12 protein-coding genes are annotated in these 12377 nt (G+C 50.4%); 2 read left to right on the top strand and 10 right to left on the bottom strand.

Features of this window, described 5'->3' with window-relative positions:
• Positions 1 to 11: 11 nt before the first annotated feature.
• From GQS10_RS02815 to GQS10_RS02830, 4 genes are all read right to left on the bottom strand, one after another.
• Positions 12 to 968, bottom strand: coding sequence for a cation diffusion facilitator family transporter (locus GQS10_RS02815; protein WP_166238779.1), 957 nt, complete (start codon positions 966 to 968; stop codon positions 12 to 14).
• 36 nt (positions 969 to 1004) lie between these two features.
• Positions 1005 to 1922 carry a protein translocase subunit SecF gene (secF, locus tag GQS10_RS02820; RefSeq protein WP_166238781.1) on the bottom strand — a complete coding sequence of 306 codons (918 nt, stop codon included), beginning with the start codon at positions 1920 to 1922 and terminating at the stop codon, positions 1005 to 1007.
• Positions 1912 to 3147 carry a protein translocase subunit SecD gene (secD, locus tag GQS10_RS02825; RefSeq protein WP_166238783.1) on the bottom strand — a complete coding sequence of 412 codons (1236 nt, stop codon included), beginning with the start codon at positions 3145 to 3147 and terminating at the stop codon, positions 1912 to 1914. The genes secF and secD overlap by 11 nt, the downstream gene beginning before the upstream one ends.
• 112 nt (positions 3148 to 3259) lie before the next feature.
• Positions 3260 to 3544 (bottom strand): post-transcriptional regulator, encoded by a 285-nt coding sequence (locus GQS10_RS02830; RefSeq protein WP_243734901.1) that lies wholly within the window; start codon positions 3542 to 3544, stop codon positions 3260 to 3262.
• 155 nt (positions 3545 to 3699) lie between these two features.
• Here GQS10_RS02830 and spoVB point away from each other — a divergent pair, with 155 nt between their 5' ends.
• Positions 3700 to 5271, top strand: coding sequence for a stage V sporulation protein B (spoVB, locus tag GQS10_RS02835; protein WP_166238784.1), 1572 nt, complete (start codon positions 3700 to 3702; stop codon positions 5269 to 5271).
• Here spoVB and GQS10_RS02840 read toward each other — a convergent pair.
• On the bottom strand, positions 5268 to 5972 hold the full coding sequence (locus tag GQS10_RS02840; RefSeq protein ID WP_166238786.1) for a DUF421 domain-containing protein: 705 nt from the start codon (positions 5970 to 5972) through the stop codon (positions 5268 to 5270). The two genes, spoVB and GQS10_RS02840, sit on opposite strands and share 4 nt — an antisense overlap.
• A 178-nt stretch (positions 5973 to 6150) precedes the next feature.
• Here GQS10_RS02840 and GQS10_RS02845 point away from each other — a divergent pair, with 178 nt between their 5' ends.
• Positions 6151 to 6540 (top strand): TIGR04086 family membrane protein, encoded by a 390-nt coding sequence (locus GQS10_RS02845; protein ID WP_166238788.1) that lies wholly within the window; start codon positions 6151 to 6153, stop codon positions 6538 to 6540.
• A gap of 142 nt (positions 6541 to 6682) precedes the next feature.
• On the opposite strand, the gene yajC is transcribed toward GQS10_RS02845, so the two are convergent.
• From yajC to ruvB, 5 genes are read right to left on the bottom strand one after another with little or no spacing between them, the layout of a single operon-like run.
• The gene (gene yajC, locus GQS10_RS02850; protein WP_166238790.1) at positions 6683 to 7000 is read right to left on the bottom strand and encodes a preprotein translocase subunit YajC; all 318 of its coding nucleotides are present in this window, start codon (positions 6998 to 7000) and stop codon (positions 6683 to 6685) included.
• A gap of 41 nt (positions 7001 to 7041) precedes the next feature.
• Positions 7042 to 8178, bottom strand: a complete 1137-nt coding sequence (gene tgt, locus GQS10_RS02855; protein ID WP_166238933.1) for a tRNA guanosine(34) transglycosylase Tgt — start codon at positions 8176 to 8178, stop codon at positions 7042 to 7044.
• A gap of 19 nt (positions 8179 to 8197) precedes the next feature.
• Positions 8198 to 9238, bottom strand: a complete 1041-nt coding sequence (queA, locus tag GQS10_RS02860) for a tRNA preQ1(34) S-adenosylmethionine ribosyltransferase-isomerase QueA (RefSeq protein ID WP_166238792.1) — start codon at positions 9236 to 9238, stop codon at positions 8198 to 8200.
• Positions 9239 to 9242: 4 nt separating this feature from the next.
• Positions 9243 to 11345, bottom strand: coding sequence for a SpoIID/LytB domain-containing protein (locus GQS10_RS02865; protein WP_243734902.1), 2103 nt, complete (start codon positions 11343 to 11345; stop codon positions 9243 to 9245).
• Between the two features lie 15 nt (positions 11346 to 11360).
• Positions 11361 to 12377, bottom strand: coding sequence for a Holliday junction branch migration DNA helicase RuvB (gene ruvB, locus GQS10_RS02870; RefSeq protein ID WP_166238794.1), 1017 nt, complete (start codon positions 12375 to 12377; stop codon positions 11361 to 11363).

The raw sequence follows: 12377 nt of genomic DNA on the forward strand, positions 1-12377 counted from the left end.
ACCGTACTCCATCAATGCAGCATTGTCGGATGATTATCATCTTCAGCGTCCGCACCGGTTACCTTATACGGATAATCCGGATCATACGGGTTCACATGAATAAATACATCCGAAACATGGCCAAATTTATCCAGAAGCTGATGCTTCACGCTTTTTGCAATATCATGGCCTTCCAAAACTGAAATCCGGGGATTCACGCTAATTTTCACATCCACAACAACATAATGGCCATGCTCTCGGGCACGAAGCTCATCCACGGACATTACCCCGCGAACACGCTGGACCTCGTCCACCAGCTCTTTCGCGTCTTCTTCATGCAGCACGTGATCCATTGTATTATGAATCGACTCTTTTACCAAGTGGTAACCCATGCGCAGCACCATCGCCGCGACAACAATACCAGCCACGGGATCGAGATAGTAGAGCCAAGGAATACCAAGGAAGCCGCCAATGACAGCACCTCCGACGCCTATCAGAGCGGCAATAGAGGAATAAACATCGGAACGATGCTCCCAAGCATTGGCAATTAGCGCTTGGCTGGACAATTTTTTCCCCAGATTGTATTTATACCGAAACATCGCTTCCTTAATGACGATCGATCCTGCGATGACAAGAAGAGCGTACATTTTCGGCGCTTCCAAATTGCCGGCATACATCGATTTCAGCGAGCTGATTGCAATTTCGATGCCGACAAGCAGCAGAAGCACAGAAACGATAATCGCTGCGATGGACTCCGCCTTGCCGTGCCCGTACGGATGATCCTCATCCGGTGGCTGCTTTGCAGCTCTCAGCCCAAGCAGCACGGCAAATGAGCCCGCCACATCCGAAGCGGAATGCGCAGCATCTGCGATAAGCGCTTTACTCCCTGACATCCACCCGACAAAGCCTTTCACCGCCGCCAATATAATATTGCCGACAATTCCGATCCAAGCCGCATTTTCTGCCTTCGCAAAACGCTGTTCTGACATGCCTGACACTCCCTTTTCCAATCTTGTACTGCTCCGTTATTCTTTTGCCCCAACGGAAGCAGGTTTACGCGGCTTCAGCGTGGCATTTTTCAAAACAAGCCAAACCGGACTCGCAATAAAGATGGACGAGTAAGCCCCGCTTACCAATCCGAAAATCATCGCCAGCGAGAACAGACGAATCGATTCGCTTCCAAAGATGAACAAGCACACCGCTGCAAACAATACTGTCAGGACGGTATTGATAGACCGGGTCATCGTTTGGGAAATACTGTTGTTTACCAGCTGCGCGATATCGTCAAAGGTTTTCAGCTTTGTGAAACGTAAGTTCTCACGAATCCGGTCAAAAATAACGATCGTATCGTTAATGGAATATCCGATAATTGTCAGAACCGCAACGATAAACGGCAGATTCACTTCAAGACGGAATATCGAAAATAAGCTGATTACGATAAAAGCATCATGCAGCAACGCAACAATGGACGCGACCGCAAAACGCCACTCAAATCGAATGCTGACATAAATGATAATTCCTACACTCGCAAGTAGAACAGCTAATCCCGCTTTATTGATAAGCTCTCTTGCAATGGTCGTGTCGACGGTATTTTCTTCTTTTGTGACATTCTCTCCGTAAACTTCAACAAAAGCCGCTTCGATTTTTTGAACCTCATCCGGCAGTAAAACGCGGTCAAAACGTACCGTTACCCGATCCTGATTGCCCCCAATCGTTGGAGGCGTAAAGGTTTTCTCCTCGAATCCGGCCTTGGTCAAAATTTCGACGGCCTTCTCTTTTGCGATAGTTTGTCCTACGGAAATATCCAAATTCGTCCCCGACTTAAAATCTACGCCGAAATTTAATCCGAAGATCGCGAGGGTCAATATCCCGAGCAGAGTAATTACGATCGAAAAAGTAAAAAACTTTTTCCGATGCTTCACAAAGTCAAAATTATAGCGCACGGATCTCACCCTCCTTAACCCCGAAGTAGCCAGGCTTTTTCACGCCGGCACCCCGCACAAGTAAATTTAGCAGCACTCTGGAGAAGAACACGTTTGTTACCATGCTGACTAAAATACTCATGATCAAAATAAGGGCAAAGCCTTGAACAGAGCCCGTGCCGATATAATACAAGACAATACATGCAAGGATTGTAGTAACGTTAGCGTCCAAAATGGTTCGGAAGGAGTTTCGTGATCCGGCGCGCAATGCGGAATTTACGCTTTTGCCGCTGCGGATTTCGTCCTTTATCCGTTCATACGTAATTATATTGGCGTCTACCGCCATCCCGATCCCGAGCACGAATGCCGCAATACCCGGAAGCGTAAGCACCGCATTAATCAGATCAAACACGAGTAGAAGCAGCCACGTATACGTAATTAACGTAATTACTGCAATCATCCCCGGCAGACGGTAGTAAAAAAGCATAAACGCAAGGATCAGCAGGGAACCGATAATACTGGCCCGCACGGTCTGTTCCAGCGACTGTTGACCTAAGGAAGCCCCAACGCTTTGCGTGTATTTTTCCGTCAGCTTCAACGGAAGAGCGCCGAGGTTAATGATGTCGGCAAGCTTTTTTGCTTCATCATATGTGTAATTCCCCGTAATGGTAGCTTGTCCGTTCGGGATAACCGCTTGAATAATCGGCGCAGAAATCTCCTCTTCATCCAAATAAATGGCGAGAGGCTGTCCGAGAAGCTTTTCCGTTACTTGGCGGAACTTGTCCGCATTTTTAATTTGCAGCGAAATGTACGGCTGATTTGTCTGCGGATCGTACTCTACCTTCGCTCCGCCCTCGACAAAATCCGCCCCTACCATTTCCTTCGTACCATCCGGTCCGCGGAAAGTTAAGTCGGCAGGCTTTTTCAGCAGAGCGCGTACTTCGTCCTGATTTTCTACGCCCGCCAGGCGCAAGCGAATCCGGTCTTCCCCTTCCGGAAACACCTCCGGCTCCCCTACTCCCTGAGCGTTGGCGCGTCGTTCCAAGCTGCGAGCCGTTTGATGCAGCGCGTCCTTCGTTACCTGCTGGTCCGCTTCAAGCGGTTCCGCTTGGTACAAAATTTCAAATCCGCCCTTAAGGTCAAGACCCAGCTTGACGTTGCCGACTAGGCCCGGAGTCGTAACTCCTACGAGCCCTAAGGACACGATTACGAGCAAGATAAAGGCAATCAGTCTCTTCTTATCCATCGTTATGTATGCCTGCTCCCTTCCAAACTTCAATAGTTCTAATTATAACCAGCGCCAAAAAGCGAGTCAATTTGGGTGTATTCAACAAAAAAGGAGAGGCCCCCGCCCCTCGTCACTCTATACCGCGAAACGCATTCATCGTCATCCAGTTCATGAACGATGTAACTTTCAACGACATAATATCATTTACCATCCGATGAAGCGGCGGAATACCCGATTTATATTTGTCGCTTACAAAACTCCATACCTCTGCTCCGGTTACCTGCTCGTAGCCAAGCATATGAAATTCCTCTGCCTTGCTCATGCATAGCTTTTCAATCAAAGCGCTTAATTCTTCGTCTGTCATTTGCCCCTCGTCAAACGGCTGTTCCCGCTCAAGCCCCTGTTCCTCCGCCATGTTGCCGCCTCCTCCATTACCTCTTCCTCCTGTTTTCGCCGCAAGTCCCGCCGATTCCTTCTTTCCGTCCAGCCCAAAATATGTGCATGAGCTTGGCTCCTCTCTGCATAAGCATGTACAAGTGAAATCACGCCCGGAAAAGGAATGGTGTACCCTTGCGCAAACAATCATTTATCCAAGGCACAATGATCCTGCTGGCGGCAGGCATTATTAACCGGATCCTCGGTTTTGTCCCGCGCATCACGCTGCCCCGCGTCATCGGTGCGGAGGGGGTCGGGCTGTACCAATTAGGTTACCCGTTTCTTATCGTGGTCATTACCATCATTACGGGAGGAATCCCTGTTGCGGTGGCCAAGCTTGTTGCAGAAGCCGAATCCGAAGGAAATGAACGAAGGGTACGCGCGATATTAAAGGTTTCCTTAGCTCTTACCGTTACGATCGGGCTTATGCTCACCGTGTTATGCGCCGCGGCGGCCGGATGGATTACCAGCGCTCTGTTTACCGATCCTCGTGTTTATCCAACCTTTCTGGCCATGAGCCCGATGATCGTCATTGTTTCGATTTCTGCCGTTTTCCGGGGATACTTTCAGGGACGGCAAAATATGATTCCCACTGCAGCCTCGACCATCACCGAAACGACAGTACGTATTGTAGCCATGCTCCTGTTTGCTTGGTGGCTGCTGCCTTACGGAATCGAGTTTGCCGCTGCCGGCGCTATGTTTGGGGTAACCATCGGCGAAGTTAGCGGCATGCTGGTGCTGCTTTTTCAGTATTTGGGCTCCAGGAAGCAGTATAAGGCTTACCACAAAGCCGTCATCGGTTCGGGCACCAAAACTCCGACTGCCCTTTCGATGCTGCGGCGTTTGCTGAAAATTGCTGTTCCAGTTACTGGCAGCAGGCTTGTTGGATCCGCCTCTTATTTTTTTGAATCGATACTAACGGTACAAAGCCTGGCAGCTGCGGGAATCGCTTCTCGTCTTGCAACCGCGCAATACGGAGCCCTACAAGGGATGGTCATCCCATTATTACTGATGCCTAGTGCGCTGACGTATTCGCTCGCGACCTCGCTCGTGCCTTCGTTATCCGAAGCATCGGCGCGAAACGATTATCGAACGATTCATAAAAGACTTGGCCAATCGCTGCGTCTAGCTCTAGTAACCGGTGCTCCTTTTGCCGTTCTTATGTACGTTCTCGCTGAGCCTATGTGTTTGTTTTTATACGGAGATCGCGAGGCAGGAAAGATGCTTCAGCTCATGGCCCCCGTAGCCCTGTTCATCTACCTGCAGGCTCCTCTTCAAGCGACTCTCCAAGCCTTGGACCGTCCCGGAAGCGCCCTAATGAATACATTTGCCGGCGCATGCGTAAAGCTCACATTAATCATCTGGCTTGGCTCCAACCCGAGCTTCGGCATTTATGGAGTATTGCTGGCAATTAATGCCAACATCATTTTAGTTACACTACTGCATTGGATAAGCGTCAAAAAGCTGCTGAAATTCTCAATGAAACTCGGTGATTTTGTTAAGGTTGCTGCAGGTATGTGCGGAACCGCTTTGCTCTGCGATTTTGTATATAATAGAAGCCCATTGATCGGCTCCGAATTCCTCCAATTTGTCACTGCATCGGTTTGCGGTTTAGCAGCTTACCTTGTTATGATGATAGGCTTGAAAATGATCGACAAGCAGGATTTGGCTCGAATCCCTGGAATCCGCAGATGGATCAAGCGCTAAAAACGAGAGGAATCGTCTTTATTGCTGACAAAAATCTGCCCTTTATGATCAATGGTACAGAGAAAAACCTCCTTAAAATCGTTAACTCCTTTTTGTTGAAGCTCGTTTTTTAACCAAAAACGAGTTTTTCCTATTTTTTCGAGGTTTCGGTCTTGAACCTTTCCATCCATGATCAACGCCACCGGAAGGCCTTCGAACCGAATTCCCGGTATGCCTGACTTCGATTTTTTTTCTTGGCCATCCTTTTTGTAATCCTTTTTCGGGACGACTGAAAGCTTTCCTGAAGGCTCCAATATAGCAAATTCAACGTCAGCAACGTTCCGGATATTGCGGTCTCTAAGCTGCATCATGAGATCGTCAAGGTTATAACGCTGCTTTTTCATTTCCTTACGATCCAGCTGGCCTTGGTTAATGAGATAGCTTGGCTTGCCGTCAAGCAGGTAGCGAATGGTTTGGTTTTTCAGCATGACCCACGATAACGTGAATTGAATCGTTACAACGATAATGATCGGCAGCATTCCTTCAATATATGGCCGCTCGGGATCGTCAATAATGATTACCGCCAGCTCCGCAATGAGGATGGAAATAACTAAATCAAAAACGGACAGCTTCCCAATTTCCCGTTTACCCATGATTCGCATGGAGATCAGGATAACGGCATACATCACTAACGTTCGTACGGTGATTGAAAGCAATTCCATGATTTGTTCGTCCTCCTCGATCAGAATGACGCGCGCGCTTCTTTGCAAAAAGTATTGTGACCGTCACCCACAGGAGCCATGCAATTTTTGTGTGTTCAATTGTTGCCAAAATAGTACTAGTTCCGGCGGCTTGGCCATACATTTGATATAAAGACAATAACGGAAGGTAGGATGATCGATGAATCCGATGAGCAAAATGAGCAAGGTTCGTGTGTCTTCTCCGGTTCTGACAGGCTTGCTTTACTCCTTTATTATGCTGGGAATCTCAGTATTGCTTCTCTCGTTCATGCTGAAATTCACCGGTTTTCAAGAGCAGTCGCTTCCTGTATACGTATACATCGTACATGCGCTAGCTCTCTTTATCGGGGGCCTTGTGTCCGGTCGCAGAACGGATAAACGCGGTTGGTATTATGGCGGACTGGTTGGACTTATTTATGCAGCGATTATTATTTTGGCAGGCTTTCTCAGCTATGATGCAGCCTTCACAAGCCAGACCCTAACCCTGATCGGACTTGCATTTGGCGCTGGTGCATTGGGAGGAATGATCGGGGTCAACATGCGAAAATAGATAACAATCTGAAAAACAAACAATCTATAAAAAAACAAGGGCCATCCTCAAAAATAAGGATGAGCCCTTTTTGACGCTTCTTACTTTTTAATTGCTGTAAAAAAAACTGCCCCGATTGAAAATCGAGACAGTTTGCTGATTCTTATTTTTCTTCTGTCGATCCGGAGCTGATCACATTGCTGATCGCCGAACGATCAAAAGTCAGCTTCGTTACGTCGTTCACACGAAGAACAACCGTATCGTCCGTCATTTCTAAAATCGTACCGTGAAGTCCGCCAATGGTCGTGATCTTGTCGCCCTTCTTCAAGTTGCTAAGCATCATATTGCGCTGTTTCTGTTTCTTCTGCTGCGGCCGGATAAGTAGAAAATAAAATACCGCAAACATCAGGATAAACGGCCATAACATGCCGAAGATTCCTTCAACGCCGCCTGGTGTGGCTGCTTGCGCGAAGTATTGCATGATGATCCCTCCGTCTTATGTATGAAATTCCTCTTTCGAGGTTAGAACCCCTTATCATTATCGTGAAGCCCATACTGCTCAAAGAACTCATTGCGGAAGTCCATCAGCCGGTCCTCCTGAATTGCCTGCCGAACCTTTCTCATAAGCTCCAGCAAGAAATGCAGGTTGTGATAAGTCGTCAGACGAATTCCAAAAGTCTCGTCCGCTTTAATAAGATGCCGAATATACGCTCTGCTGTAGTTGCGGCATGTATAACAGCTGCACTCCGGGTCAAGCGGACCAAAATCATTCATATACTGGGCATTGCGAACGACAAGTCGCCCTTGTGACGTCATGCATGTCCCGTTACGGGCAATTCTCGTCGGTAAAACGCAGTCAAACATATCAATGCCGCGGATGGCTCCGTCGATTAATGCATCGGGCGAACCAACGCCCATTAGGTATCGAGGCTTATTGTTCGGCAGCAGTGGTACGGTTTCCTCCAGCATTTCGTACATCAAATGCTTCGGTTCTCCTACGCTTAATCCTCCAATAGCATACCCCGGGAAATCCATGGAAGTCAAATCCCGCGCGCTTTGCTTGCGAAGCTCCGGATACATTCCACCCTGAACGATCGCAAACAATCCTTGGTCATGCGGACGGGCATGTGCTTGGAGGCAGCGCTCCGCCCAACGGGTTGTCCGTTCCAGAGAAGATTTCACGTAGTTTTCGTCCGCCGGATATGGAGGGCATTCATCAAACGCCATCATAATGTCTGAACCAAGTGCGTTCTGGATTTCCATCGCGACCTCCGGAGACAGGAAAAGCTTGTCCCCGTTCAAATGCGAACGAAAATGCACGCCTTCCTCCGTGATCTTGCGCAGATCGCTTAGGCTAAATACTTGAAAGCCACCGCTGTCCGTCAAGATGGGCCGGTCCCAATTCATAAACTTATGAAGCCCGCCCGCTTCTTTCACCAGCTGATGTCCGGGTCGCAAAAACAAATGATAGGTGTTGCTCAATATGATATGAGCGTCCATTTGCTTAAGCTCCTCGGGGCTCATCGTTTTCACCGTAGCCTGCGTTCCGACCGGCATAAACGCCGGCGTTTCAATGGTGCCGTGCGGAGTATGGACTCGTCCGAGGCGTGCCCCGGTTTGCTTGCATGTTTTAATATATTCGTAAGTAACCGCCATCATGCTCTCTCTTTCGATCTTTTTAATAGATAAACATCGCATCTCCAAAGCTGAAAAACCGGTATTCCTTCTCAACCGCTTCGTTATAAGCCGCTAAGACAGGCTCTCTACCCGCCAGCGCGCTGATCATCATAAGAAGAGTCGATTTCGGCAGGTGAAAATTAGTAAGAAGCGCATCTACGCAGCGGAACGTGTAACCCGGATATATGAAAATATCCGTCCAGCCGCTGCAGGCTTCAATGCGGCCGTCTTCAGTAGACGCTGCCGCCGTTTCCAATGTCCGCGCCGAAGTCGTACCGACAGCAATCACCCGCTTGCCTGCGGCGCGTGCAGTTTGAATTGCAGCGGCCGTTTCCGGCGGCACCTCGTAATATTCGGCATGCATTTTATGCTCATGGATATTGTCCACCGATACCGGCCGGAACGTACCAAGCCCAACGTGAAGCGTCACGTATGCGATTTGAATGCCCTTCTCGCGAATTTGCTCCAAATAGGCTTCGGTAAAATGAAGACCTGCCGTTGGAGCCGCCGCCGAGCCCGCTTCTCTCGCGTATACGGTTTGGTAGCGCTCACGGTCAGGGAGCGTTTCACGAATATAAGGCGGTAGCGGCATATGCCCAAGCTGATCCAAAATTTCCGTGAAGATTCCGCGGTATTGAAAGGCCAGGGTACGCTCCCCCATGTCTCCTTCGGCTTCCACCGTTGCTGTCAGCAGCGGTTCAGGCCCCTCCCCGAAAGTGATCACCGTCCCGGTTTTCACTCTCTTTCCAGGCCTTACTAAAGCCTCCCATCGGTCGCCCTCCAGCTGCTTAAGGAGGAGCACTTCCACGCTCCCTCCTGTATCCGGCTTCGTCCCAAATAATCGGGCAGGGATTACACGGGTATCGTTCAGAATGAGAGTATCTCCATCTTCTAACAAATCAATAAAATCCGTAAAATTCCGGTGAGCGATATCGCCAGTACGCCGGTCCAATGTGAGCAGTCTTGACTGCGTCCGGTTGGCCAGCGGAGTTTGCGCGATCAGCTTTTCCGGCAGTTCAAAATCAAACAAGCTGACGTCCATTTTCTCATCCCTTCGTTAGGGTCGTGCCATGGTAGTAGTATTGCAGTATTTTCCTGTAGTCATACCCAAGCTCCGATAAGCCGCGCGCTCCCCATTGGGACATACCGAGACCATGGCCCCAGCCTAAACCGATAAATCGGTACGACGCTTCCCTCGTTTTCAAGCTTGTTTCCGTATTGGCTCCGAGTACGACGTATTCATCGGCACGAAGCGATACGGCACCCTGCGCCTTGTCTGTATATAGCGCATAAATGTTATCGCCTTCGTTTACCGCACGAGATTTCCCTCCGGCTCCGATTACAGTTAAGGCGGAGGTCTGCTCGATATCGAATCGAATGCTAGGCAATCCGCCGAGCACCGTACGATAAGAATCAGCCTGCGCTACAGTGATCGGCTGGCCGTTGGCTCTAATCTCCGTTACCCGCCCTGATGGGGTGCTCCGCTTGGATATCTCTAACCGGTCTAGTGATGTAATCGATAGCGCAGGTATGGCGGACTTAAGCTTGGCCAGCACTTCCGCTGCCGGATAAGGGCCCCTCACCCAGCGGTACGGTGTTGACTCTTTTTCCGCTCCAAGCTTTACGAACCGGTCTCCGGCCTTTACTTGAGCAATAGCCCCGTTCGTATCGTTATCGACATACGGCGCCTTCCGGATATTCACTCCGGTTTCCGTAGCGGTCATGATTGCAAAGCCCGCTTCATTGCGCGTTCCCGAATCCTTGGCATAATCGGAACGGATATACCCCGTTGTACCGTCTTCGAGAACGATCCGATACCAATCCAGCTTGCCTTTCTGGGCGCCGTCATCCGGGCTCGGTACGCTTTTTAAATAGGATAAGGAGCGTCCCCAAACTTCAGTAGGAGCAGCTGTCATATTTCCGGCATTCGAATGATAAAAGGGAGTAATTAGTCCATCCTTATCCATCAAAACCTCGCCTGCCGTAGCCTCAACCGCTTTGACCGCTCCGGAAAACTCTCTGGAGATCCCTCGGTAGGCCTGATCGTAGGTCGTATCGGAAACATGGGCGATCCCGTACTTCATTCCTTGCGCAAGCGCGTAGGTACGGGCTGCGACGGCCTGCGCCTTAAGAACTTCGGAAGGCCAGCTCTCATCAAGTTCAGACCCAACAACGGAATATAAGTACGGCTCGAACGGAAGCTCGTTAATCACAGCCAGCCGGCCGTTGCTTCCGCTTAGCTCGATGGCCCCGCGGTATAGCCGCTCAAACCGTTCGGCTACCTTGATCCCCGCTTGTCCTGCGCTGCTGACCCACACCCTGCCCTGCTGGGCGGAAAGCAAGACGGTAACGACTCCGCCTTTAGGTGCCGATCGGATAACTGCGTACGTGGTCGCCTCCGGGACCGCTTTCAGCTGCAAGCCGGAAACGAGCCGTGTCGCCTCGGTTTTTAACGCAGCGAGCGACTGCTCATCCGCCGCTTCACCGAGCCATGCCGACCAGATCGGCTTTCCTGCGGCCCCCTCGTAAACGGCTTTATAAGCCGGCAGGCCTTTCGCGCGCAGGGCAGAAGCGGCCTTCTCCGCCTCGGCCTCGGTTGCATAATCACCCGCGTTCCACGTCAGCGGCCCTGCAACCGCAGCGTTAAATCCGCGTGCCAGCGGCTGAATATCCGGATCAGCTGCGATCATCGTCAGAGCTGTTCTCGCCTCCGATTGAGATGCATATCCAGAAGCGTAAACGCGGTATACGGTCTGTCCCAGCTTCTCCTCCAAAATGGTAACAGGCATGTAACCTTTGCTTTTCAGCTGCGCGGCAAGCGCTTCTGCAGCATCCTTGGCGGATGATTCAAGCAGGAGCACCCGATACTGATTCAGCGCAGATTTCAAGGTTATCCCCGGCTGCACGGTAAACCATGGGACGGTTCCATCAGCCCTTCTGCTTCCAACCTGCAGCACATCCGCTGAGGAAAGCGTTGCCTCTGAAGTGATCGAAAGCTGGCCTTTGGCTGTTGATAAAAATAGAGCAACCCGAATCGTGTCCAGCTTTGGCACAGCGCCGTAAACGCGAACCGGGGCGGCTGGCAGAATAACAGTCAGCATTAGAACGAAGGCGATGAAGCCCCCGAGCCCAATTTTCCACTTCTTCATTTCCTCTTCCCGCCTTTACGTATTCGTGGCGCCTGAATCAGGCATAGGAAGGCCAAGATGCTGATAGGCAAGCGGAGTGACCGAGCGTCCGCGCGGCGTCCGCTGCAAAAAGCCGATTTGCAGCAAGTATGGCTCATACACATCTTCGATCGTCTGTGACTCTTCTCCGATTGTTGCAGCAATTGTATCCAAGCCTACCGGACCTCCCCGAAAGTTCGTTATGATCGTCCGCAGCATCCGATGGTCAATTTGATCCAATCCCAAATCATCGATTTGAATCATACGAAGCGCCGTTTGCGCCGCCTCCAGCGTAATTACGCCGTCACCCTTCACTTGAGCATAATCGCGCACCCGCTTCAGGAGCCGGTTTGCGATTCGCGGCGTTCCCCTTGAGCGCAACCCGATTTCTCTTGCCGCTTCCCCAACGATCTGCACCTGCAAAATATCGGCAGCGCGGCTGACGATAAATGCCAGCTCGTCCACCGTATAAAATTCCAATCTGCTCATGACGCCGAAACGGTCCCGCAGCGGCGAAGACAAGAGCCCCGCACGGGTTGTCGCTCCGATCAGCGTAAAGGAAGGCAGGTCAAGACGCACCGAACGCGCAGAAGGTCCCTTGCCGATAATAATATCCAGCGCAAAATCCTCCATTGCCGGATATAAAACCTCCTCCACCGTACGATGAAGACGATGGATTTCGTCGATAAACAGTACGTCCCCCTGCTGCAAATTCGTTAAAATCGCAGCCAAATCCCCCGGCCTTTCAATGGCCGGGCCGGATGTCGTGCGAATGTTCACGCCAAGCTCATTTGCAATAATGTTGGAGAGCGTCGTTTTGCCAAGTCCGGGAGGTCCGTAAAGCAGCACGTGGTCAAGCGACTCTTTCCGCTGCTTCGCGGCCTCGATATAAATTTTCAGCGTTTCCTTCACTTGGCTTTGGCCGATATATTCCGACAAATATCGGGGACGCAAACTTAATTCCACAGCATGGTCTTCCATCATGAGGTGTGCTGAAATAATCCGATCCTCCAT

Origin of the sequence: Paenibacillus turpanensis, assembly GCF_011421635.1 — a bacterium.
Classification (GTDB): Bacteria; Bacillota; Bacilli; order Paenibacillales; family YIM-B00363; genus Paenibacillus_AK; species Paenibacillus_AK turpanensis.

Bases quoted from the DNA above. Each gene is read 5' to 3' on its own strand.
- GQS10_RS02840 (WP_166238786.1), bottom strand. From the start codon at position 5,972: ATGGAATTGCTTTCAATCACCGTACGAACGTTAGTGATGTATGCCGTT.
- GQS10_RS02845 (WP_166238788.1), top strand. From the start codon at position 6,151: ATGAATCCGATGAGCAAAATGAGCAAGGTTCGTGTGTCTTCTCCGGTT.
- secD (WP_166238783.1), bottom strand. From the start codon at position 3,147: ATGGATAAGAAGAGACTGATTGCCTTTATCTTGCTCGTAATCGTGTCC.
- yajC (WP_166238790.1), bottom strand. From the start codon at position 7,000: ATGCAATACTTCGCGCAAGCAGCCACACCAGGCGGCGTTGAAGGAATC.
- GQS10_RS02815 (WP_166238779.1), bottom strand. From the start codon at position 968: ATGTCAGAACAGCGTTTTGCGAAGGCAGAAAATGCGGCTTGGATCGGA.
- ruvB (WP_166238794.1), bottom strand. From the start codon at position 12,377: ATGGAGGATCGGATTATTTCAGCACACCTCATGATGGAAGACCATGCT.
- tgt (WP_166238933.1), bottom strand. From the start codon at position 8,178: ATGATGGCGGTTACTTACGAATATATTAAAACATGCAAGCAAACCGGG.
- queA (WP_166238792.1), bottom strand. From the start codon at position 9,238: ATGGACGTCAGCTTGTTTGATTTTGAACTGCCGGAAAAGCTGATCGCG.
- GQS10_RS02830 (WP_243734901.1), bottom strand. From the start codon at position 3,544: ATGGCGGAGGAACAGGGGCTTGAGCGGGAACAGCCGTTTGACGAGGGG.
- GQS10_RS02865 (WP_243734902.1), bottom strand. From the start codon at position 11,345: ATGAAGAAGTGGAAAATTGGGCTCGGGGGCTTCATCGCCTTCGTTCTA.